Origin of the sequence: Catellatospora coxensis (assembly GCF_016862635.1) — a bacterium.
Taxonomy (GTDB): domain Bacteria; phylum Actinomycetota; class Actinomycetes; order Mycobacteriales; family Micromonosporaceae; genus Catellatospora; species Catellatospora coxensis.
The window spans coordinates 17768-39568 of sequence record NZ_BONI01000035.1 but is presented as its reverse complement, the minus strand read 5'-3'; the positions used below and the strand labels follow the sequence as shown (position 1 = coordinate 39568).

The window sequence follows — 21801 nt, the reverse complement described above, 5'->3', positions numbered from 1 at the left end:
CAGGTGCCTCCGGGGTGCTGGGTGGGGGATCAGCTGGGTTCGGGGTGGGCCCAGGCGACCATGCGAACGGGCCGGGAGCCTTCGGGCCTGCCGCCCGGATCGGTGATCCGGTGGTTGTACTTCGTCAGCACCGCGACCAGCTCGTCCTCCAGCGCCGCCAGCTCGTCGGCGGTGAGCCAGCTGACGTTCTGGACGGAGAACGCGGCGTGCCGCCACGGGGAGTCGTCGGTCTGGCGCTGCTCGTCCCAGCGGTTGCGCTTGGCCAGCTCCTGAGCAAGCAGCGTGGCGTTCAGCTCGCTACCCGCCTGCATCATCTCCGGCGGATCGTCCGGTCCGCCCCACCGGTTGCCCATCGGCACCCAGCGCCACGGCCGGTTGCGCCCGACGCCGCCCTCGGCTTCCTCGATGAACCCGAACTTCGCCAGCTGCCGCAGATGCCACGAGCAGTTCGCCGCCGACTCCCCGACCCGTTCGGCCAGCTCGGTTGCCGTAGCCGGCCCGTGCAGCCCCAACTCGTTGATCAGCCGCAACCGCACCGGGTGCGCCATCGCTCGCAGCATCCGGGGATCGGTGATCTCCCGCATCGGCAATCTCTCGGTCACGTCGAAAGTATCCTTTCGAAAGGATCCTTTCGTCAACCATGGCGCTCCCGCCCGCTCCTCGCCCCGCCCCGCAGCGCTCGTCATCGCGTTGATCATGAAGTTGTGGCCAGAACACGCCGTCGAACCTGCCCATAAGTTCATGATCAACGCGGAAAAGGGTGGGGTGATCCAGGTGGGGAAAGGTGTGTTGGTGCGGGGGTGGGGGTGGGTGGGCGGTTTAGCCTGGAGGCTGGTTCGCCGACGGAGGTCCCCTTGCCGCGAGGATCCAGCCCGATCGTCCGCCGCCAGCGCCTCGGCGTGGAGCTGCGCCGCCTGCGTGAGACCGCCGGTCTCACCGGTGAGCAGGTCGTCGACCAGGTGGGCTGGGCGGCCAAGTCGAAACTGTCGCGTCTGGAGAACGGGCGCAGCCGGCCGGATCTCGCCGATGTGCTGGACCTGCTCGACCTCTACGAGGTGCGCGGGCGGGACCGGGACCAGCTCGTGGCGATCGCGCGCGACGCCGGCAACACGCGGGGCTGGCTGCGGGCCTACCCGGTGATGACCCAGCGCCAGCGCGGTTACGCCGAGCTGGAGGCGGGCAGCGCCCGCATCAGGGAGTACGCCCTGTCGATCGTCCCCGGTCTGCTGCAGACGCCGGAGTACGCGCGGGCCCGCATCCTGTCCTCGCGCCCGCTGTCGGGGGAGCCGGTGGTGGCCGGCGTGCCCGCGCAGCGCCTGAACCCGGTGGTGGGGCCGGTGGCGGAGCTGCCCGCGCCGCAGGAGCCGGACACCGAGGTGGCGGCGCGGCTGGCCCGGCAGACGATCCTGACCAGAACCCCGGACGCGCCGCGCTACGAGGCGATCCTGGACGAGCAGGCGCTGCTGGGCCGGGGCGCGCCGGACGAGGTGCGGGACGGCCAGCTGGCCCACCTGGCGACCCTCGCGCAGTTACCCAACGTGACGATCAGAGTACTGCCGTGCGCGGCCATGATCGGCCAGCACTTCATACCATATACGGGATTTTCTATCTATCACTTTCCTGACCCGGATGATCCGGAGACGGTGGCCGTCGAGACGCTCGCCCGTGAGCTGGTGCTCACCGACCGCAACAGCGTCGAGCGATATGCACGCGTCTTCGGCTGGCTCGGTGAGGCGGCGCTGGACCCGCCGCGGTCGCGGGCGTGGATAAGCGCCCGGATCAGCTGATCTCCTCGGTAGAAAACTACGCTCCGTCACCCGTTCGGGCGGTGCTGCCCGACGATCGTCGCGTCTTGCTTGATTCCAGCTGGGGAAATGCACAAGCATGACATCAGCCGAATGTGGAACTTCCACTCATGGACTCCACAGTCGACCTCCGCCCGGCAGGCAGTGACGGAGCAGCGCATGCGGTACCTGATCGTTCGCACCGAGGTACGACCCTTCGCGCCCGAGGACGTGAACGCGTCGTTCCTCGATGAGCAGCCGCTGCGCGACGAGACAGCCAGCCCTGAGCAGCGCCGCCAGGTGGCGGAGGCGGACAGCCTCGACGCCGCGCTCCAGCTCGCCCGCGCCCTCGCCTCGGTCGGCGCCGTCCGCTCCGGCCGCCAGCGCGTCAAAGTCGTCCGCCTCGACGCCCCCCGCTGGCCGAGCTGACCTCCCCGCGCCCACGGACCGGTGCCGCCGCGGCCGCGGCGCACACGAAGATCGCCGTTTGAGGTCGGAAGCTGAGGTCAGACCTCAGCTCGTGTCCTGAAACGGCGATCTTGAACGGGTCGTGCGGAGCCTCAGGCCGGGTCGGCGGCCTTTTCGGCGATCGCGGCGAGGTGGGCCTTGACCTGGATGACGCTGGGGTTGGTCAGGGCGCTGCCGTCCGCGAAGCGCAGGGTCGGCACGGTCTGGTTGCCGCCGTTCACGCTCATCACGAAGTCCGCCGCGTTGGGGTCCTGCTCGATGTCGATCACCGTGTAGGTGATGCCCTCACGGTCGAGCTGGCTGCGCAGCCGGTGGCAGTAACCACACCACGTGGTCGAGTACATGGTCAGCATGGCGATCCTCGGGTCGGGGGAGCGGGGGCTCCCGGGGACTCTAGCGGTGGCAACATCAACGACACCTGGGATGATTCCCTGTTGTGACCAGAGACGCTGCACCCGACACGGCCCGGAAGGTACTCGCGGGGCTGGACGAGGAGCAGGCGGCCGCGGTCACGGCGCCGCCCGGACCGGTGTGCATCCTGGCCGGCGCGGGCACCGGCAAGACCCGGGCGATCACCCACCGGATCGCGCACCGCGTGGTCACCGGGCAGGTCCAGCCGAAGCACGTGCTCGCCGTCACCTTCACCGCGCGGGCCGCGGCGCAGCTGCGCGAACGGCTGGCCGGGCTCGACGCGCACGGCGTGCAGGCCCGTACGTTCCACGCCGCCGCCCTGCGCCAGCTGCGCTTCTTCGCGCCCCGGCTGCTGCGCGGCCGGGAGATGCCGGAGCTGGTCGAGAGCAAGGCGCGGCTGATCGTGCTCGCCGCGGCCCGGGCCGGGGTGCGGGCCGACCGCACCGGCGCGCGCGACCTCGCCGCCGAGATCGAGTGGTCGAAGTCGTCGCTGGTGGAACCCGGCGAGTACGTGGTCGCCGCGGCCAAGGCCGGCCGGGAGACCCCGCTGGAAGCAGCCCAGGTCGCCGCCGTGTTCACGGCGTACGAGCACGTCAAGCGCCAGCAGGGCGTGATCGATTTCGAGGACCTGCTGCGCGCCATGTGCTGGGGCATCGAGGAGCACTCCGACGTCGCCGAGCAGGTCCGCGCGCAGTACCGGCACTTCGTCGTCGACGAGTACCAGGACGTGAACCCGCTGCAGCAGCGGCTGCTGGAGGCGTGGCTGGGCGGCCGCAAGGACCTGACCGTGGTCGGTGACGCGGCGCAGACCATCTACTCGTTCACCGGCGCGACCTCGTCGTACCTGGTGGACTTCGCGCGTACGCACCGCGACGCGACCGTGGTCCGGCTGGTCCGCGACTACCGCTCCACTCCGCAGGTGGTGGGTCTGGCCAACGCGGTCATCCGGCAGGCCAAGGGCAGCGAGGCCCGGCTGCGGCTGGACCTGGTCGGCCAACGCCCGGCCGGGCCCGAGCCGGATGCCCGGGTCTTCGCCGACGAGCACAACGAGGCGGTCGCGGTGGCCCGCCGCTGCGCCGACCTGATCGCGGCGGGCACTCCCGCGTCGGAGATCGCGGTGCTGTTCCGCGCCAACGCCCAGTCGGAGACCTACGAGGAGGCGCTCGCCGACGCCGGGGTGCCGTACGTGCTGCGCGGCGGGGAGCGCTTCTTCGAGCGGGCCGAGATCCGCCAGGCGATGGTGGCGCTGCGGTCGGCCTCCCGTGCCGACGGCGGCGACGATCTGGTCGGCACGGTCAGCGCGGTGCTGGTCGGCCTGGGCTGGCAGCCTGAGCGGCCGCCGTCCGGCGGGGCTGCCCGGGAGCGCTGGGAGGCGCTGGCCGCGCTGGTACGCCTGGCCGCCGAGTTCCGCCCCGCGCCCGGCGCCGACGAGGGGCTCGCCGGGTTCACCGCCGAGCTGGGCCGGCGCGCCCAGGCGCAGCACGCCCCGACCGTCGCCGGGGTGACGCTGGCCAGCCTGCACTCCGCCAAGGGCCTGGAATGGGACGCGGTGTTCCTGGTCGGGCTCGTCGAGGGCACCATGCCCACCGCGTACGCCCGCAGCGCCGAGGCGCTGGAGGAGGAGCGCCGGCTGCTGTACGTCGGCGTCACCCGGGCGCGGCGGATGCTGTGGCTCAGCTACGGCGAGGCGCGATCCTCCGGTGGCCGGGCTCGGCGTCCCTGCCGGTTCCTGCATGGGGTGCCGGGACTTGCTCCGTTCGGTGGGCAGGCCGCCGCGCCGCGGGCCGAGCGCCCCGGGCCGGGTGCGCCCCGGGTGCCGCGCAAGACCGTGATCGTGAGCTGCCGGGTGTGCGGGGCGACGCTGCTCGCCGGGCCGGAGCGCAAGCTGGGCCGGTGCGCGGGCTGCCCCTCCTCGCTGGACGAGGAGCTGTTCGAGCGGCTGGGCGACTGGCGGGCCCGGGTCGCCGCGGCGGCGAAGATCCCCGCGTACGTCGTCTTCACCGACGCCACCCTGACCGCGCTGGCCGAGCGTCAGCCATCCGACAGAGCGGGCCTCGTGGAGATCGCCGGCATCGGCCCGCGCAAGTTGGAGCTCTACGGCGAGGCAGTTCTCGCGCTGTTGAAGGGCGCTTCGGTGGCGGATTTGCTGCCTGAACAACCGACTTCAGAAGATCTTCAAAAAGATTTGGCAACAGAGCCGTAAAACCGTTTGCGCCTTCCCGCCCGGGAGGCATAGCCTTCGGTCACACCTCCAAGAGCGCGCATCCGTGCTGCTCCTGGGTGGTGATTCACGTACTGCAACGACTAGGGCAAGTAGAGGAGGCGAGTCCCATGGAGATCACGTTCATCACCCCGAACGCTGTTGTGCCGGCGCTCGCCGCTGCCTGCGCTACGTCGGTTGCCGTCGCTCCGATCGCCTTGGCTGCGTCCTCGCAACTGGCACCCGCCGGCCACGCCACGCGTGGCGCAGTGGGCGCACTGGGCCTGGCGACCGTCACCGGCCTGCCGGTGGCACAGCTGCCGGTCCTGCGACAGCTGGCCTGGAACCCGAACCCGATCAAGGTGGCCCCCGTGGGCGCCGCCAAGCCGAAGAGCACCACCAGCACCATCAGCACCACTCTGGCCTACCGGAACCAGGAGTCCTCGGGCATGAAGCTCGATGGATTCAGCGGGCTCCCACCTCGAGGTAAACCAAAGGTCTAAACCAGACCACCGGCTCACCTCGAGGCCGCGGAACCCGTACACCGGGATCCGCGGCCTTAGTTATTTCCACCCCCATGGAAAGCGATCCACGAGATCGAGATGAAAGGAAGGTGACCGGAAGATGAGTCTGGCGTTGGCCCCAGTTCTCGACTTCACCGTCGAGCTGGGTGCGGAGCTGCCCTGCCGGAAGTTCGACCCGGACCTCTGGTTCTCCGACGCTCCTGCGGAGCTTGAGCTGGCGAAGTCGCTTTGCGGCGAGTGCCCGCTCAAGGCCGAGTGCCTCTCCGGGGCGCTGGAGCGCGAGGAGCCCTGGGGCGTCTGGGGCGGCGAGATCTTCGAGCGTGGTGCGGTCGTGGCGCGCAAGCGTCCGCGTGGCCGTCCGCGTAAGGACGACCTCGCTCGCGAGGCGGCCCTGGTGGCCGAGACCGAGGCGCGTGTCGCCGCGGTCACCGCTCGCGAGTCCGTCCGTCTCGCAGCCTGAGCAACTCCGCAACACCCAATCCAGCCGCCTGCCGGCTAAGTCACTACCAGCGCAACGGAGAGAAGCAATGAGAAACGGAATCAGCGACATCTATATGATCCACGAAGTCATGAGTCGGGCCCGAATGCTTGAGCCTCAGAACATCCCCTCTGAGGCTTCCCGTTCCGCCCGCCAGATCACGATCGCCGCACGCCGGCGTGCACGTGAGCTGTCGCAGCGATAAGTGATCAAGACGGATGCCCGCCGGCGAAGCCGGCGGGCATCCGTCTTTCGCGTGCCTTCCACAGCTCAGTCGGTCGGTTCGGCGAACCCGGGGAGCCAGCGCTCCAGGATGGCGCGGTACGGCGCCTTGGCCTCCAGCTGGCACAGCACACCGATCGAGCCCAGCGTCACCCGGTGGATCATCAGGTACGACGGCGGCAGGTTCAGCTGCCGTCCCAGCTGGTATGCCGGGCTGCGCGGGCTGGCCAGCCGGGCCGCCTCCTCGCGCAGCCAGGCCCGGGTGAAGCGGAACTCCTCGGCGGCCAGCGGCTCCAGCATCGGCCGCACGTAGTCCAGCACCGCCTGCGCGTCGATGTCGGCGTTGGCACGTACGAAACCCTCGCCCTGCAGCCCCTTGAGCACCTCGTCGGCGCGCCCGGCCAGGGCGAGCCGGGTGATCCGGCCCACCGGCTCGGGCAGGCCCTGGGGCAGGCGCGCGACCGCGCCGAAGTCGATGACGGCGAGCCGGTCGTCGGGCAGCAGCCGGTAGTTGCCCGGGTGCGGGTCGGCGTGCAGCAGCCCGGCCCGCTCGGGGGCGGAGAAGTGCAGGGTGGCCATGAGCGCACCGGCCCGATCGCGCTGGGCCACCGTGCCACTGCCGATGATCTTCGACAATGGGATGCCCTCGACCCACTCGGTGACCAGCACCCGCGGCGCGGCGGCCAGCACCTGCGGCACCAGGATCTCCTCGTCCCCCGCGTACGCCGCCGCGAAGGCGCGCTGGCTGGCCGCCTCCAGTTCGTAGTCCAGCTCCTCGACGACCCGCGCGCGCAGCTCGGTGACCAGCGGTTTGACGTCCAGACCGGGCTGGATCACCTTGAACAGACCGGCCAGCCGGGACAGCTGCGCCAGGTCCGCGATCAGCGCGTCGCCCGCCCCCGGGTACTGGATCTTCACGGCGACCGGGACGCCGGTGCGCTTGCGCGGCACCTTCCACTCGGCCCGGTGCACCTGGCCGATGCTGGCCGCGGCCGCGGGCGTGTCGTCGAACTCGCGGAACAGCGCCCGCCAGTCGCTGCCCAGCTGCTCCGCCAGCACCTTGTGCACGGTGGCCGCGGGCAGCGGCGGGGCCGCCTCCTGGAGCTTGGTCAGCGCGTCGCGGTAGGGCTCGGCCAGGGCGTCGGGCAGTGCCGCCTCGAACACGCTCAGCGCCTGGCCGAGCTTCATGGCGCCGCCCTTGAGCTGACCCAGCACGCTGAACAGCTGCTCAGCCGTACGCTCCTGGATCTCCGCGGAGATCACGTCGGAGGCGAGGCCGGTCACCCGCTTGCCGAAGCCGAGCACGGTCCGCCCGGCGAAGCCGAGAGGGAGAGAAGCCAGCTTGGCGGTCCGGGAGACGGCCCGGCGCGGGATGTCGGTCACCGTGCCATTGTTGCCGACCACGCGGATTTCGGCCGGTTCCGGCCGGTGAAGAGCTTGTGGAGATGTCAGCCACGCCGCCGCCGGGTGCAGTCGCAGGCGGGGTGGGGCGACCAGGAGCGCCGTCGCCAGGGCAGCCCGCCGTTGATCTCCACGGTCGTGCCGACCGTACTCGGCGCACCCCCGTCCAGGTGGGCGAGCACCTCGGCGGCCGCGAAGCCGGCGGCCGTGAGGCGGGTCGCCGCCGAGCACGGGTCGGCCCCGCCCGGCGCCTGGGCGAGCTGGGCCGCCAGCCGCGGCCAGGACGGGTCGCGGTCGGTGCGGTGCAGATCGAGGCAGTGCAGGCAGGGGCCACCGGAGGCGGGCACGAGCGGCCCCACCACCGCCACTCCGTCGCGTACGGTCAGCGCCAGGTGCGGCACCCTGCGGCGCGTGCCACGCGTGGACACGGCATACCCCACCTGCACGCGGAACGTGGCGTCGGTGGCCCGCAGGGTGGCCGCGTGCGCCCGGCCGCCGCGCGCCGAGCCGCCCCGCGGGTCCGCCTGTCCGGCCGCGTCCCCGGTGGCCGCCTGCCCGGCCAGGCCGTCCCCGGTGACCGCCTGCCGCGCTGGATCGTCCCCGGCGGCAGCCTCGGCCGGATCGTGCAGCGTCGCTGCCGCGCCGGGGGAGGCGACCGTGCCCACCTTGCCCACCCCCGCGTCCAGCAGGGCGGTGGCGATCAGGCGCGCGGTGGGGCCCGACCCGGCGACGATCACCCGTGCCCGGCCGCGCCGCTGGAGCACCCGGGCGGGCGTGCCGGCGCTCTCCGCGCGGCGCAGGGCGAGCGCGGCGGCCTCGTCGGCGAGCCGGGCGCGATGCTCGGCGGGCAGCGCCGCGGGCATCAGCGCGTGGGCCGGCAGGACCAGGCCACGCTCGGTCAGGGCCGCCAGCACGTCGTGCACGTCCGCGGAGCGCATGCCCAGCCGGGCCATCTCGGCCAGCAGCGCGCGCTCCGTGCGGGAGCCGTCGAGCAGGTCCAGCAGCCGGGCCGCCGACCGGTGCGGCAGCTCCAGCACCACGGCGTGCTCGGGATCCGTGCCGAGCTGGACGGTGTGCCGGTCGCGCCACATCGGGCGCAGCCCCGGCAGCAGGGCCGGGCGAGACATCGGGGAGGGGCTCACAGCCGTCGAGGGTGCCAGCGCCCGCTGGGGTACAGCCGTGGTTATCCACAGCCCGTCCCCGGTGATCAAGAGGTTTTCCACAGCACTGACCTGGGTTATCCACAGATCTTGGGGAAGATTGTCGGAAAAGCGACAGGAGCCCGCAGTGTCTGCGGGCTCCTGTCTCGCGTTGTCCCTCAGGCTTTGCCGAGAATGCGGTTCACGGTCGTACCGCAGACGGGGCAGGGCCCCTTGGCCATCCGCATGCCAGTCTTGGAGATCTCCACCTTGCCGGTGAAATCACGCTTTTCCTTGCATTTCACGCAGTAGCCGTTGTACTTCTCTTCGGCCACGATTCCTCCTCATGATCCACGGTGACTCGTCCCGGCGGCTTGCGCTGTGACGGTGGAAGTCTGCCTGCCCGAATCGATCTGAGTAGTCAGGTTACGCGGGACACGCCGGAGTCATCACGCTTGTAGAAAATGAGGCATTTTCTTAAAGACGCCTGTGCATTGAGTAATGTCCCTTATGCGTGCCAGTGGCGCGGGTCACGGCCAGAAGAATTTTCTTGGCGAAGGCGACCTATCCTGGCAAATCTGGCGATGATCACAAGATTGACTCTTGCGCCCCCCTGGCACCGGGCCGCTAGCGTCCCTTCCGTGAGTAACACCCCCCTGGTTGCCCCCGGGTGCCCCCTGGTCTGCGCCGGTCGCTAATGGCCGCCGCACGCAAACCCGTGGTAGAGGTCCGGCGCAGTGAGCGCCGGCGGCGGACGGTGTCCGCCTACCGCGAGGGGGAGCGGGTCGTGGTGCTCATCCCCAGCCAGTTCTCCCGAGCCGAGGAGAGCGAATGGGTGAGCAAGATGCTCGCCCGGCTCGCCGCCCGCGATCAGCGCAGCCAGCGCAGCGACGCCGACCTGGAGACCCGGGCCCGCCAGCTCGCCTGCCGCTACCTGCCCGAGTTCGGCGCCGTCGCGGTGCCCGCGACCGTGCGCTGGGTCGGGAACCAGAACGGCCGCTGGGGGTCCTGCACGCCCGCCGACCGCACCATCCGGCTGTCGGAGCGGGTACGCGAGATGCCCGGCTGGGTCGGGGACTACGTGCTGCTCCACGAGCTGGTGCACCTGATCGTGCCGAGCCACAACGCCCGGTTCTGGGCGCTGGTCGGCCGTTACCCGCGCACGGAGCGCGCCCGCGGCTACCTCGAGGGCATCGCCGCCGCCGAACACGCCCGCGCCGAATAACCACCGCACACCCCGTCCCGCGACACCGTCGCGTCACGCCATTGCGTCACGCGGCTCGCGGCGGCGAGCCGCCCCGTCATCGACGTTGGCCTATCACGTCGACTCCGGGACACGGATTTTCGATGTGATAGGCCAACGTCGATGGAAAAGCGGGGTGCGGTGGGCTGGGCGCGGGGCGATCCTGGGTGCGGGTCAGATCCTGGGTGCGGGTCAGTCCTGCTTGGGGCCGTTCTCGGGGTTGCCCTCGTCGTGGCTGGGGAGGTCGTCGAGGGCGCTGAGGTCGAGGACCGTGGTGTCGGCGGCGGCCGCGTAGGCGGCCGGGTCGGCGAAGTCCTCGTCGTCGGGCAGCAGGTCGGGGTGCTCCCACAGCGCGTCGCGGCCGGACACGCCGCGGTGCTCGGTGAGCGCCGCCCACAGCGCCGCCGCCTCGCGCAGTCGGCGGGGCCGCAGCTCCAGGCCGACGAGCGCGGCGAACGTCTGCTCCGCCGGGCCACCGGCCGCGCGGCGGCGGCGGAACGTCTCGGAGAGGCGTACGACGTTGGGCAGTCGGCTGCCCGCGGACTGCTCGACCACGTGCGTCACCCAGCCTTCGACCAGGGCGAGCACGGTCTCCAGGCGGCGCAGGGCGGCCTGCTGCTGCGGGCTGTCGTCGGGCGTGAAGATGCCTTCGAGCTGCAGCTCGGCCATCGACTCCGGGTCGGCGGGGTTGACCCGGCCGAGCGCCTCCTCGATGGCCTCCCGGTCGACCCGGATGCCGTTGGCGTACGCCTCGACGGCGCTGAGCACGTGCCCGCGCAGCCACGGCACGTGGCCGAAGAGCCGCTGGTGGGCGGTCTCCCGCAGGGCCACGAACAGGCGCAGCTCGCCGGCGTCGATGTCGAGGCCGTCGCCGTACGCCCGGATGTTGGCGGGCACGAGGGCGGCGGTGCCGCTGGGACCGAGCGGCAGGCCGATGTCGCCGGCCGAGAGCACCTCGACGGCGAGCTTGGCCAGCGCGGTGCCGAACTGGCCGCCGAACAGCGCGCCGCCGAGGCTGCTGATCATCGCGGCCATCGGGCCGAGCTGGGCGCGGGCCTCCGGCGGGACCAGGTCGCCCATGGCGTTGACCATGCGGTCGGCGACGGGGTCGGCCAGCTTGCGCCAGACGTCCAGCGTGTTGAAGATCCACTCGTTGCGGTTCCACGCGGCGGTGGTGACCACGCCGCTGGGCAGCGCGGTCGCCGGGTCGAGCCACAGGTCGGCCAGGCGCAGAGCCTCGTCGACCGCGGCCCGGTCGGCCGCGGTGACCGCCGGGTCACCCTCGCTGTTGAGCGAGGTGGTGGCGACCTGCCGGGCGAGGTCCCAGTTGACGGGGCCGCCGCCGCTGGAGCTCATCGCCATCAGCTGCTGCAGCCCGGCGAGGAACTGCTGCATCTGCTGCGGGTCGTTGGGGTCTGGTGGTTGGCCGCCAGGAAGGGCGAACCCGAACGGGGTGTCAGGCACGCTCTCCACCGTACGCGAAGTTGAGCCGAAGTGACTCATACCCTCCCCGTGATCGGGGACAAGTCAGGGTCCGGCGCACGCGAGGGACGCCCGGATAGGCTGGCCGCCATGAGACGTCGCGGGTTGACTGTGGTGCTGGGCGCGGTCCTGGCCGTGCTGCTGCTGATCGCCATCGGGCAGGTGCGGGTGCCGTACGTCGTGGAGAGCGCCGGCCCGACCGTGGACACGCTGACCGCCGTCGACGACAAGGGCGAGCTGTGCACGCCCGGCGCGCCCGGCGCCGGCGAGGGCTGCCACGAGGTCATCTCGATCACCGGCGGTCCCGCCGTCTCGAAGTCCGACGGGCAGCTGCGGCTGGTCACCGTCAACGTGCAGTCGTCCACCGACCTGGTCTCGGTGATCCGGGGCTGGTGGTCCGACGAGGAGGCGGTCGTGCCGTACGAGCTGCTCTACCCGCCGGAGGCCACCCGCGAGGAGATCGACCAGCGGGGCCAGGAGGACTTCAAGAACTCGCAGTCCAGCGCGGAGACCGCGGCGCTGCGCGAGCTGGGCTATCCGGTGCGCATCTCGGTGGAGAAGGTCGTCGCGGGCGGGGCGTCGGACGGCAGGCTGAAGCCGGGCGACGTCATCGACACGGTCGACGGCACCGCGGTCACCTCCAACGGCAAGCTGCTGGAGCTGATCCAGGCCAAGCCCGCCGGTTCCACCCTCAAGCTCGGCGTCACCCGCGACAAGGCCCCGACCACGGTCGAGGTGACCACCAAGCCGGCCTCGGCCGAGGACGACACGCCGCGGGTCGGCATCGAGGTCAAGACCGACCAGCCGCACCCGTTCACGCTGAACATCAAGCTCGACGACATCGCCGGCCCGAGCGCCGGGCTGATGTTCGCGCTCGGCATCATCGACAAGCTGACGCCGGACGACCTCACCGGCGGCAAGGTCATCGCGGGCACCGGCACCATCGACGACGAGGGCAACGTCGGGCCGATCGGCGGCATCCCGCAGAAGCTGTACGGGGCGAAGGCGGCCGGCGCCAAGGTCTTCCTCACCCCCGCGGCGAACTGCGAGGAGGCCAAGGCGAACGCGCTGCCCGGCCTGCCGCTGGCCAAGGTGGCCACGCTGGACGACGCGCTGGCCGCCCTGGCGACGGTGCGCTCCGGCGGCACGCCGCCCACCTGCTGATAGACGATTCCTGGCAATAAGCTGAGAAACGCGGGCCCCGCTGCGGCGCAGGCCCGCGTGAAACAGCACGTCAGACGACTCACCACGGTTCCGTAAGGCCTGCCATCAGTGCCGCGCTCTTGCACGGCAACGTAGGCTTCCACCGTGGTGACCCGATCAAGTCAACTGCCGCACATGAGCCGTCGCGGACGAGCCTGGCTCATCGTGCTGACCGGCCTTCTTGTCTTCTTCGCCGTCCTTGGCTGGGTGGTCGAAGCCTGGACCGAATGGCTCTGGTTCGACGAACTGGGCGCGACCCAGGTCTTCACCGGCCAGCTCGGCACGCGGATAGGCCTGTTCGCGGTGTTCGGCCTGATCATCTGGGCCTTCCTCTTCGGCAACCTGTACCTGGCGTACAAGCTGCGCCCGTTCCTGCCGCCGACCGGGGTCGAGCAGCAGGCGCTGGAGCGCTACCGGTACCTGCTCGGCCCGCACCTGATGCGCTGGTTCGCGCTGGCCGCGGGTGCGGTCGCGTTCTTCGCCGGGCTGGCCGCGCAGGGGCACTGGCAGCAGTGGCTGCTGTTCGAGAACGCCCAGCCGTTCGGGCAGACCGACCCGCAGTTCAACATCGACATCGGGTTCTACGTGTTCAAGCTGCCGTTCTGGCAGTACCTGCTGAACACCGGCTTCACCGTGACGGTGCTGGCGCTGATCGGCGCGCTCGGCGTGCACTACCTGTACGGCGGGGTGCGGCTGTCGGGCGCGGGGGACCGGATGACCACCGGGGCGCGGGCCCACCTGACCGGCCTGGTCGCGCTGTTCGTCAGCCTCAAGGCGATCGCGTACGTGCTGGACCGCCGGGCGCTGCTGCTGGACACCATCTCCGGCACCGACCTGACCGGCGCGGGTTACACCGACATCCAGGCGCTGCTGCCGGCCAAGGAGATGCTCACCTACATCTCGGTGATCGTCGTCATCGCCATCCTGATCTTCTCGAACGCGGTCATGCGCAACCTGGTGTGGCCGGGCGTCGCGCTGGGCCTGCTGGCCATTTCCGCGGTCGCCATCGGCGGCATCTACCCGTGGGGCGTGCAGACGTTCCAGGTGGACCCGAGCCGCAACGTCAAGGAAGCGCCGTACATCGACCGGACGATTCAGGCCACGCGCGCCGCGTACGGCCTCGACACGGCGACGAACACGCCGTACGCCTCGGACACGGTCGTGCCGCCGGCCGCGCTGGCGCAGGACAAGACGATCGTGCCGAGCATCCGCCTGCTCGACCCGGCGGTGGTCGCCGAGACCTACACGCAGCTGTCGCAGGTGCGCAGCTTCTACCAGTTCGGCGACAAGCTCGACATCGACCGCTACACCATCGACGGCAAGACCGCCGACTACGTGGTCGGCGTGCGCGAGATCGAGTACAGCAAGCTGACCACCGCGCAGAGCAACTGGATCAACAAGCACACGGTCTACACCCACGGCTACGGCCTGGTGGCGGCACCGGCCAACACCACGGTCTGCGCCGGCCAGCCGTATTTCGTCTCCGGCTTCTTCACCGGCCAGGCGCAGGGCGCCGACCAGGGCTGCTCGTCGTCCACCGACAAGCTGCCGGTCGACCAGCCGCGCATCTACTACGGCGAGCGCATGGGCGAGTACGCCATCGTCGGCAAGCCCGACGGCGGCACCAGCGCCGAGTACGACCGGCCCACCGGCGACGCCACCGACGCCCGCTACACCTACACCGGCTCCGGCGGCGTCGACCTGGGCTCGACCTGGCGGCGGCTGCTCTACTCGATCAAGTACGCCGAGTCGAACTTCCTGCTGGCCGACGCGGTCAACGACAACTCGAAGATTCTCTACGAGCGCGACCCGCGCACCCGGGTGCAGAAGGTCGCCCCGTTCCTGACGCTGGACGGCGACCCGTACCCGGCCGCGGTCGGCGGGCGCATCGTGTGGATCATCGACGGCTACACGACCAGCGCGAACTACCCGTACGCGCAGCGCATCGACCTGCAGGACGCGACCAGTGACTCGCTGACCGGCGACGGCACGTTCCGGCTCGCCCGGCAGGACATCAACTACATCCGCAACTCGGTGAAGGCCACCGTCGACGCCTACGACGGCACCGTCAAGCTCTACGAGTTCGACGACAAGGACCCGATCCTCAAGACGTGGAACAACGCCTTCGGCGGCAAGCTGATCACGCCGAAGGCCGAGATCCCGGCGGAGCTGGCGTCGCACTTCCGCTACCCGGCGGACATGTTCAAGGTGCAGCGCGACCTGCTCACCCGGTTCCACGTGAACAACGCCAACGACTTCTTCAACGCGCCCGACTTCTGGGCCGTGCCCAACGACCCGGCCAACGCGGGCTCGGCCAAGCAGCCGCCGTACTACCTGCTGACCCAGCTGCCCGGGCAGACCGAGCCGCGCTTCCAGCTCACCGCCGCGGTGACCCCGCGGGAACGGCAGAACCTGGCCGCGCTGATCTCCGGGTCGTACGTCGACGGCAAACCGGCGCTGCAGGTGCTGGAGCTGAGCAAGGACGGCCGGATTCCCGGACCGGGCCAGGCGCAGCAGTTGATGGAGAACTTCGAGACGGCCCGAAGTCAGCTCAACATCTGGAGCAACAACGTCGTCAAGGGCAACCTGCTGTCCCTGCCGTACGGCGGCGGCATGCTCTACGTCGAGCCGATCTACCTGCGCTCCAGCGGCGAGAAGGCGTACCCGCTGATGAAGAAGGTGCTGGTCAGCTACGGCGACAAGGTGGCCTTCGCGGACACCCTCACCGACGGCATCAAGCAGCTGGTCGGCACGACCACCGGCACACCACCGGTGACCACGCCCGGCAACCAGCCGCCGCCGACGACGGGTTCGCCGACACTGGCCGCCGCCGCCGAGAAGGTCAACAAGGCCATCGACGATGTGCGGGCCGCCCAGCAGTCCGGCAACTTCGAGGCGTACGGCAAGGCGCTGGCCGCGCTGGAGGCGGCGATGAAGGAGTTCGAGCAGGCGAGCGGCACCACGCCGCCCCCGGCTGCCTCGCCCTCCGCCCCGGCGCCCTCACCCTCGCCGGCCACCACCGGCTGACCGCAGCAGGCTGAGACGACACGGGGTGAGCGCTGAGACGGCGCTCACCCCGTGTCGATTTGCGGGCGGTGCGATCAACCGGCTATGGTTTAGAGACCGACGCGGGGTGGAGCAGCTCGGTAGCTCGCTGGGCTCATAACCCAGAGGTCGCAGGTTCAAATCCTGTCCCCGCTACGAACGAAGGACCCGGCTCCGTTGGAGCCGGGTCCTTCTGCATGTGGGTAAGGTGACCAGAGTGACGAGGGACGACCTGGTCCGGCTGCGGCAGGCCCGTGACCGGATGGACCGCGAATACGCGCAGCCGCTGGACGTGGCCGCGCTGGCGCGGACTGCGCTGATGTCGCCCGGTCACTTCTCGCGGAGCTTCCGGGCCGCCTTCGGCGAGACGCCCTACAGCTACCTGATGAGCCGCCGGATCGAGCGCGCCCAGGCCCTGCTGCGCCGGGGCGACCTGAGCGTCACCGAGGTCTGCCTGGCCGTCGGGTTCACCTCGCTGGGCTCGTTCAGCACCCGGTTCACCGAGGTGGTCGGCGAGAGCCCGAGCTCCTACCGGTCCCGTGACCACTCCTGGAGCGCCGCCCTGCCGGGGTGCGTGGCCAAGATGTTCATGCGGCAGGTCAGGAACGGCGAGTCGGCCCGGCCGACCCGGGCCCCGGCGCGACCGGCCGGGGCCTGAGCCCGCTCGGTCAGGGCGTGACCGCGATGTTGGTCAGGCCCGCGGTGGCGTTGGCGACCGTGTTGGAGGCGTACACCACGTTGAGGTTGCCGGCGCACTTCGAGGTCGAGGTGATCCGGATCGCGTACTGGCCGACGCCGCCCAGGTTCGAGCTGTTGGCGCGCCACACGTTGCCGCACCCGTTCTGGAAGGACGGGGTGGTCGCCGGGTTGTGCGTCTCGTAGCCGTTGACGAACGTGCCCGGCGCGGCGAACGTGCCGGTGTTGTTCTCGATGACGTAGCCGATGCCCTTGGCGTCGATCCAGGAGTCGGCCGAGTTCTGCCCGGAGATGCCGCGCCCGTCGAACGTGTTGCCGCGGATCACACCGTCGAAGGTGCCCTCCTTGATGTCGATGTGCTCCGCGGCGACGTACGGGCCGATGCGGTTGCTCAGCACCTGGACCCGGTCGGAGCGGTCGACGCCGCCGGAGTTGCCGTGGCAGGCCCAGTTGGATCCGGCCGAGCCGAGGTAGACGCCCTCGCCGTAGCCGGGCTGGACCAGGCCGGTGTACTCGATGACGGAGTCGCGGATGATCCCGTCGGCCGACGAGCGGCGGAAGTGCACACCCTCGTCCTCGATGTGGTGCACGTACACGCCGCTGATCGTCACGTGGCGGGAGTCGTCCAGCACGATGCCCTTCTTCGACTCGGCCACGGTGAACCCGGTGAGGTTCCAGTACGGTGCGCCGAACAGCCACAGGCCGTACCCGGAGTCCCAGCCCGCGGTGGGCGCGGGGCAGGACGGCGCGGTGCCGCTCGGCCCGTCGTTGATCAGAATCGCGGTACGCGGCCCGGTCAGCGTGATGCGCGCGTCGGCGGTGCCCGGCCGGGTGGTGGCGAACGCCCCGCGGTAGGTGCCCGCCGCGAGCCGGATGGTGGTGCCCGGGAGCGCGCTGCTCAAGGCGCTGCTCAGCTGCGCGGCGGTGGCCACGTCGACGACCGGGCCGCCGGGCGGGGGCGGGGACGACGGCGGTGGGCCGGACGGCGATGCGGACGGGGACGGCGACGGGGAGGCGCTCGCCGACGGTGACGCGGACGGGGACGGGCCGGGGCCGCCCGTGCAGGACGCGCCGTTCACGGTGCAGCCGGCCGGAGTGCCGATCCCGGCGGCGTTGAAGCCGAAGGTCTGCGAGGCGCCCGGGTTGACGGTGCCGTTCCAGCTCACGTTGGTGAAGCTGTAACGCTGCCCGCTCTGGGCGCGCACCGAACTCCACGACGAGCTGACCGTGGTGCCCGTGGGCAGGTCGAACGCGACGGTCCAGCCGGTGGCGGGGGCGTCGCCGGTGTTGGTGATCGTCACGTCGGCCCCGTACCCGGTGGCCCAGACGCTGACCTGGGTGACCGTGACGCGCAGCACCGGGGCGGCGGCGTGGGCCGCGGTGCTGGTCAGGTAGGGGACCGCCGCGCCCAGCAGGGCGACGGCCGCCGTGACGGCGACCGCGCGGAGGGTTCGCATCGACCGGCTCCTTTCTGGAAGGTTTGTTGCCAGTCATCGAACACCGGGCGGGCCGTCCTGCCAAGGGGACGGCGTCCATGAGTGCGGGCGGATATTCGATTAGACACGGTCGACAACGGTGACATAGTCTGTAGCAGCCGACGCGGGGTGGAGCAGCTCGGTAGCTCGCTGGGCTCATAACCCAGAGGTCGCAGGTTCAAATCCTGTCCCCGCTACCAACAGCACGAAGACCGAGGGCCCTCATCCGTTCCAGGATGAGGGCCCTCGGTCTTGGTCCCTACGTGAGCGGTCCTGCGGCCTTCACGAAGGCCTGCCAGAACGCAGGAGCGAGCGTCTGGGCGTACTGCCAGGTCAGGTGGTTGCTGTCGCGATAGACGACCACATCGCCCGCGAAGCCGTAGCACCATTGCGCATCGCACAGCCCGTCACTGAGATCCATGACGGTGACCCGGGGGTCGCCGAGGGCCGCCGCCGCGGCCGAGATCGGGTCGGGCTTCAGCGCCTTGTCCCGAGCCACCGCGCAGCGGCGCAGGTTGGCCTGCTCCTTCTCGACGCAGGACGGAACGGACTTGCCGAGCATGCTCGGGGTGTCGCGCAGCACGACGACGCGCTTGCCGGCCGCCAGCAGCCGCTGCCACTTGCCGATGAAAGCTTCGTTCTGATCGGCGAGCGCCGGCCGACCCGGCAACGCCTCGAACCGGTAGGCCGCGGAGTATGCGGTGACCAGCACGTAGTCGATCTCCGGATCGTCGACGATGCGGGTGGTGACCTCCTCCTGCCACGCCGTGCAGTTGTCCTGGCGCTCCTTCGCCTCGCGCGGCAGGACCCGGATCGCCTCGGCGAACGGGCACGACATCTTGAAGTAGGTCTTCACCCGCAGCCGGTTCTCGTCGGCCAGCCTGCGCAGCGTGCCCAGCCACTGGGTGGCGTGCGAGTCGCCGACCACGGCCACCCGGTAGGCCGCGTCCTTCGGGCCGAAGGAGCATTCCAGGACGTTGCGGGTGTCGAGCGACGGGTCGCAGGCGGTGTACTCCGGATTGGACTGGTCCTTGACGGCCAGCGTCGCCGACATCCGCGGACCCGGGCCGAAGGGTGGGGCGCAGTCGGCGCCGGTGAACACGCCCGCGCCGATGCAGCTGCTCGCCTCGTCGAGCCGGCTGGTGAAGCTGGCGGCGGCCTCGGCGGCGCGGCCGTCGAGCTCCTTGTTCGCGTAGGCCGAAGCGCCGAGCATGGCGGCGACCAGGGACACGGCGATCGCCAGCGACGGCCAGCGGCGCGCCTTGAGCAGCCGGTTCGCGCGCAGCGGGGTCTCGAACCAGTGGGTGCTGAACCAGGCCAGGATCAGGGTGGCGGCCAGGACCGCGACCTTGCCGGGCAGAGCCGGCGGGGCGTCCAGGGCGAGTGGCATCAGCAGGAGCAGCGGCCAGTGCCACAGGTAGACGGCGTAGGAGATGTCGCCGATCGCGGTGGCCGGCCGCAACGACAGCCACCGGCCCGCCGAACCCCTGCCCTCGGGGCGCGCCAGGATGATCGCGGCGGTGCCGAGGACCGGCAGCAGCGCGGCGTAGCCGGGGAACGGCGTGGCCTTGGTGTAGAGCACGGCCGAGGCGAGCACGGCGGCCAGGCCCAGCCAGCCCCAGACGACCCGGGGCTTGACGGTCACCAGGGCGCACAGGGCACCGGCGGCGAACTCCCACACCCGGGTCGGCGTGATGAAGTAGGCCTGCTTCGGGTCGGCCCCGGTCTGGTAGACCGAGTAGGCGAGCGAGACGAGCAGCAGCGCCGAGAGCACCACGACGACGGCGCGCTTCCGGTTGACCAGCCGCATGGTGACGAGGATGAGCAGCGGCCAGAACGCGTAGAACTGCTCCTCCACCGACAGCGACCAGAAGTGCTGCACCGGGCTGTCCGGCGCGTTCTGCAGCAGGTAGTCGACGGAGTTGCCGGCGAGCACCCAGTTCTGGACATAGGCCGCACTCGCCACCAGCTGCTTGAACGTGTCGGTCCAGCGGTCGTCGGGCAGCAGCAGGTAGCTCGCCACCGCCGTGGCCACCAGCACCAGCCCCGCCGCGGGCAGCAGCCGCAGCGCGCGCCGGGCGTAGAAGGAGCCCAGCCGGATGGTGCCGCGCGTCTCGATCTCGCGCCACAGATGTCCGGTGATGAGGAAGCCGGAGATCACGAAGAACACGTCGACGCCCACGTAACCGCCGGTCAGGTGCGTCGGCCACAGGTGGTAGAGCACCACCACCATGACCGCTATCGCCCGGAGGCCCTGAATGTCGGGCCGGAACCCTCGGTCGGTCGGCACCGGCTGCACCGTCGTCGGGGCAGCCGGCGTCGGGTGCGCCATGAGTTGCATGCGGTCGTCCATCCCCAAGATGAGGAATGCACGCTAACACAATCGGGGTCTCGGGAATCCGCCGTGAGCTGGGCGGCAGCCTCGCCCCAGCGGCCCCGCCAGAACAGGCCGGAGCCCGGTTCCTGGCCAGGAACCGGGCTCCGGAGTCTGCGGGTCAGCCGGCCGTCACGGGTTGGTGAAGCCCATCGCGTACGAGCCCGAGCCGCTGTACGCGTGCACCCGGTACCGGTAGTAGCCGGCGGTGCCCGAGTAGGTCAGCGTCTCCGCGTTCGACGGGGTCGCGCCCTGGGCCACGTTCGCCCACGCCGAGCCGTTCCACTTCTGCAGGTAGAGGTCGAAGTCCGTGCCCGCCGGGCCCGCCACGCAGCCGCGGTGGGTGCCCGAGCTGGTGGACTGGTAGTAGCTGTTGTCCGGCTGGTAGGCGCTGCCGCCGCTGGACAGCGAGCCGCTGCGGCTGAACTCGTAGCCGGTGCAGCCGCTGCCGCCGGGCGGCGGGGACGACGGCGGCGGGCCGCTGCCGGTCACCAGCGTCAGGCTGTACGCCGACAGGATCTCGTTGACCGGCTGGAAGTAGGTCGTGCCGCCCGACGAGCAGTTGCCGGAGCCGCCGGAGGTGACGCCCTGCGCCTGGCTGCCCGCGATGAGCGAGCCGCCGGAGTCGCCCGGCTCCGCGCAGACGTTCGTGCGGATCAGGCCGTTGACGGTGCCCTGCGGGTAGGTGACCGAGGAGTTGCGGGCCTGGATCGTGCCGCAGTGCCAGCCGGTGGTCGAGCCGGACCGGCAGACCGACGCGCCGACGGCGGCCTCGGTCGAGCCGGACACCGTCACGGTGCCGCCCGCGTAGTTGTTGACCAGGCCGCGCGGGGTGTTGCCGGAGTTGACCCGGACCCAGGCGTAGTCGTTGCCGGGGAAGCTGGACCCGGCGAAGGTGCCGCTCGGCTGCGTCGTGGTCGCCCCGGTGCTGCCGCAGTGGCCGGCGGTGATGAAGCCGCCGTTGACCGAGAAGCCGACCGAGCATCGGCTGCCGCTGCCGATGTAGTACGCGTTGCCGCCGATGACGTCGATGTAGGGCACCGGGGTCTCGGCGCTCGCCTCGACGCGCACCGCGGTGGCGTCGACCCCGCTCTGCTTGACGAAGGCGGCCGCGTCGGCGCCCGACTTGGCGAGCACCACGACCTGGTTGGTGGTCACGTCGACGTACCAGCCGGGGACCGTCTTGGGGGCCTTGGTCGCGACCGCGTCGAGCTGGGCCTTGACCGCGTCCAGCTGGGTGAGGCTGCGGGCGACGAGCTGCGGGGTCGCCCCGGTGGCGCGTACCTTCGCGGCCTGGGCCTCGCTGGTGACGCCGACGGTGAACGTCTTCGCGTCGGCCGACAGCCAGCCGCCGCCGTAGGCCCCGCCGAGCGACTTGCGCAGCGCCAGGTCGGCCTTGCCGGCCTTGGTCTCGTTGGCGAGCCGGGCCTGCACGCCGGCCGGGTCGAGCTTGAGGTCACGGGCGAGGGCCTGGAAGACCTGGGGCGAGATGCCCGCCGCGGTGGCGGCGTCGGTCGCGGCGTCGGGGCTTTGTCCCGCCGCGGCCGGATACGTCAGCGCGACGGTGATGCCCAGGGTGAGGGTCGCCGCCGCCGAAGCGAAGAGGAGTCTGCGGTTCATGCAGGGAAAACTAGACGCATATATATAGGTGGTGGT

18 protein-coding genes and 2 tRNA genes are annotated in these 21801 nt (G+C 70.9%); 11 read left to right on the top strand and 9 right to left on the bottom strand.

Going from position 1 to position 21801, the window contains the following annotated elements:
• Positions 1–29 precede the first annotated feature (29 nt).
• Positions 30–602: a winged helix-turn-helix domain-containing protein gene (locus Cco03nite_RS20935; RefSeq protein WP_203693852.1), complete on the bottom strand. Its 573-nt coding sequence runs from the start codon at positions 600–602 to the stop codon at positions 30–32.
• A gap of 252 nt (positions 603–854) precedes the next feature.
• Between Cco03nite_RS20935 and Cco03nite_RS20930 the strand changes: the two genes are divergently transcribed.
• Together Cco03nite_RS20930 and Cco03nite_RS20925 are read left to right on the top strand one after the other, a co-directional pair.
• Positions 855–1787 carry a helix-turn-helix domain-containing protein gene (locus Cco03nite_RS20930; protein WP_203693851.1) on the top strand — a complete coding sequence of 311 codons (933 nt, stop codon included), beginning with the start codon at positions 855–857 and terminating at the stop codon, positions 1785–1787.
• 177 nt (positions 1788–1964) lie between these two features.
• A complete protein-coding gene (locus tag Cco03nite_RS20925; RefSeq protein WP_203693850.1) occupies positions 1965–2213 on the top strand; it encodes a hypothetical protein in 249 nt (82 codons plus the stop codon).
• 131 nt (positions 2214–2344) lie between these two features.
• On the opposite strand, the gene Cco03nite_RS20920 is transcribed toward Cco03nite_RS20925, so the two are convergent.
• Positions 2345–2605: a mycoredoxin gene (locus Cco03nite_RS20920; protein ID WP_203693849.1), complete on the bottom strand. Its 261-nt coding sequence runs from the start codon at positions 2603–2605 to the stop codon at positions 2345–2347.
• A gap of 83 nt (positions 2606–2688) precedes the next feature.
• Between Cco03nite_RS20920 and Cco03nite_RS20915 the strand changes: the two genes are divergently transcribed.
• The 3 genes from Cco03nite_RS20915 to Cco03nite_RS20905 all read left to right on the top strand — a co-directional run bounded on the left by Cco03nite_RS20915 (position 2689) and on the right by Cco03nite_RS20905 (position 5847).
• On the top strand, positions 2689–4866 hold the full coding sequence (locus Cco03nite_RS20915) for an ATP-dependent DNA helicase UvrD2 (RefSeq protein WP_203693848.1): 2178 nt from the start codon (positions 2689–2691) through the stop codon (positions 4864–4866).
• A gap of 128 nt (positions 4867–4994) precedes the next feature.
• A complete protein-coding gene (locus tag Cco03nite_RS20910; RefSeq protein ID WP_203693847.1) occupies positions 4995–5366 on the top strand; it encodes a hypothetical protein in 372 nt (123 codons plus the stop codon).
• A 121-nt stretch (positions 5367–5487) separates the two neighbouring features.
• Positions 5488–5847, top strand: coding sequence for a WhiB family transcriptional regulator (locus Cco03nite_RS20905; RefSeq protein ID WP_203693846.1), 360 nt, complete (start codon positions 5488–5490; stop codon positions 5845–5847).
• Positions 5848–6135: 288 nt separating this feature from the next.
• Here Cco03nite_RS20905 and Cco03nite_RS20900 read toward each other — a convergent pair whose 3' ends face one another.
• The 3 genes from Cco03nite_RS20900 to Cco03nite_RS20890 all read right to left on the bottom strand — a co-directional run bounded on the left by Cco03nite_RS20900 (position 6136) and on the right by Cco03nite_RS20890 (position 8962).
• Positions 6136–7470 (bottom strand): ABC1 kinase family protein, encoded by a 1335-nt coding sequence (locus tag Cco03nite_RS20900; RefSeq protein ID WP_203693845.1) that lies wholly within the window; start codon positions 7468–7470, stop codon positions 6136–6138.
• A gap of 65 nt (positions 7471–7535) precedes the next feature.
• Positions 7536–8615 carry a hypothetical protein gene (locus Cco03nite_RS20895; RefSeq protein ID WP_239167522.1) on the bottom strand — a complete coding sequence of 360 codons (1080 nt, stop codon included), beginning with the start codon at positions 8613–8615 and terminating at the stop codon, positions 7536–7538.
• A 191-nt stretch (positions 8616–8806) separates the two neighbouring features.
• Complete coding sequence (locus Cco03nite_RS20890) at positions 8807–8962, bottom strand: DUF5679 domain-containing protein (protein WP_166381884.1); 156 nt, start codon at positions 8960–8962, stop codon at positions 8807–8809.
• A 362-nt stretch (positions 8963–9324) separates the two neighbouring features.
• Between Cco03nite_RS20890 and Cco03nite_RS20885 the strand changes: the two genes are divergently transcribed.
• On the top strand, positions 9325–9852 hold the full coding sequence (locus tag Cco03nite_RS20885; RefSeq protein ID WP_203693843.1) for a M48 metallopeptidase family protein: 528 nt from the start codon (positions 9325–9327) through the stop codon (positions 9850–9852).
• A gap of 210 nt (positions 9853–10062) precedes the next feature.
• Here the strand turns inward: Cco03nite_RS20885 and Cco03nite_RS20880 are convergent, their stop codons facing one another.
• Entirely contained in the window at positions 10063–11334 is a 1272-nt protein-coding gene (locus Cco03nite_RS20880) for a zinc-dependent metalloprotease (protein ID WP_203693842.1), read from the bottom strand.
• Between the two features lie 108 nt (positions 11335–11442).
• Here Cco03nite_RS20880 and Cco03nite_RS20875 point away from each other — a divergent pair, with 108 nt between their 5' ends.
• The 4 genes from Cco03nite_RS20875 to Cco03nite_RS20860 all read left to right on the top strand — a co-directional run bounded on the left by Cco03nite_RS20875 (position 11443) and on the right by Cco03nite_RS20860 (position 16258).
• Entirely contained in the window at positions 11443–12516 is a 1074-nt protein-coding gene (locus Cco03nite_RS20875; protein ID WP_203693841.1) for a YlbL family protein, read from the top strand.
• A gap of 174 nt (positions 12517–12690) precedes the next feature.
• On the top strand, positions 12691–15582 hold the full coding sequence (locus Cco03nite_RS20870; protein WP_203693840.1) for a UPF0182 family membrane protein: 2892 nt from the start codon (positions 12691–12693) through the stop codon (positions 15580–15582).
• Positions 15583–15682: 100 nt separating this feature from the next.
• Positions 15683–15756, top strand: a tRNA-Met gene (locus Cco03nite_RS20865).
• Between the two features lie 106 nt (positions 15757–15862).
• Entirely contained in the window at positions 15863–16258 is a 396-nt protein-coding gene (locus Cco03nite_RS20860; RefSeq protein WP_203693891.1) for a helix-turn-helix transcriptional regulator, read from the top strand.
• A gap of 10 nt (positions 16259–16268) precedes the next feature.
• Here the strand turns inward: Cco03nite_RS20860 and Cco03nite_RS20855 are convergent, their stop codons facing one another.
• Positions 16269–17753 carry a cellulose binding domain-containing protein gene (locus Cco03nite_RS20855; RefSeq protein WP_203693839.1) on the bottom strand — a complete coding sequence of 495 codons (1485 nt, stop codon included), beginning with the start codon at positions 17751–17753 and terminating at the stop codon, positions 16269–16271.
• Positions 17754–17894: 141 nt separating this feature from the next.
• On the opposite strand from Cco03nite_RS20855, the gene Cco03nite_RS20850 reads away from it, so the two are divergent.
• Positions 17895–17971, top strand: a tRNA-Met gene (locus Cco03nite_RS20850).
• Between the two features lie 59 nt (positions 17972–18030).
• Here Cco03nite_RS20850 and Cco03nite_RS20845 read toward each other — a convergent pair.
• Both Cco03nite_RS20845 and Cco03nite_RS20840 read right to left on the bottom strand, forming a co-directional pair.
• Positions 18031–20112, bottom strand: coding sequence for an acyltransferase family protein (locus Cco03nite_RS20845; RefSeq protein ID WP_203693838.1), 2082 nt, complete (start codon positions 20110–20112; stop codon positions 18031–18033).
• Positions 20113–20277: 165 nt separating this feature from the next.
• Positions 20278–21765 carry a S1 family peptidase gene (locus tag Cco03nite_RS20840; protein ID WP_203693837.1) on the bottom strand — a complete coding sequence of 496 codons (1488 nt, stop codon included), beginning with the start codon at positions 21763–21765 and terminating at the stop codon, positions 20278–20280.
• Positions 21766–21801: the final 36 nt, after the last annotated feature.

Coding starts and splice junctions, on each gene's coding strand:
- Cco03nite_RS20870 (WP_203693840.1), top strand. CDS start 12,691: ATGAGCCGTCGCGGACGAGCCTGGCTCATCGTGCTGACCGGCCTTCTT.
- Cco03nite_RS20910 (WP_203693847.1), top strand. CDS start 4,995: ATGGAGATCACGTTCATCACCCCGAACGCTGTTGTGCCGGCGCTCGCC.
- Cco03nite_RS20885 (WP_203693843.1), top strand. CDS start 9,325: ATGGCCGCCGCACGCAAACCCGTGGTAGAGGTCCGGCGCAGTGAGCGC.
- Cco03nite_RS20840 (WP_203693837.1), bottom strand. CDS start 21,765: ATGAACCGCAGACTCCTCTTCGCTTCGGCGGCGGCGACCCTCACCCTG.
- Cco03nite_RS20875 (WP_203693841.1), top strand. CDS start 11,443: ATGAGACGTCGCGGGTTGACTGTGGTGCTGGGCGCGGTCCTGGCCGTG.
- Cco03nite_RS20925 (WP_203693850.1), top strand. CDS start 1,965: ATGCGGTACCTGATCGTTCGCACCGAGGTACGACCCTTCGCGCCCGAG.
- Cco03nite_RS20920 (WP_203693849.1), bottom strand. CDS start 2,605: ATGCTGACCATGTACTCGACCACGTGGTGTGGTTACTGCCACCGGCTG.
- Cco03nite_RS20855 (WP_203693839.1), bottom strand. CDS start 17,753: ATGCGAACCCTCCGCGCGGTCGCCGTCACGGCGGCCGTCGCCCTGCTG.
- Cco03nite_RS20895 (WP_239167522.1), bottom strand. CDS start 8,615: ATGTCTCGCCCGGCCCTGCTGCCGGGGCTGCGCCCGATGTGGCGCGAC.
- Cco03nite_RS20860 (WP_203693891.1), top strand. CDS start 15,863: ATGGACCGCGAATACGCGCAGCCGCTGGACGTGGCCGCGCTGGCGCGG.
- Cco03nite_RS20905 (WP_203693846.1), top strand. CDS start 5,488: ATGAGTCTGGCGTTGGCCCCAGTTCTCGACTTCACCGTCGAGCTGGGT.
- Cco03nite_RS20845 (WP_203693838.1), bottom strand. CDS start 20,112: ATGCAACTCATGGCGCACCCGACGCCGGCTGCCCCGACGACGGTGCAG.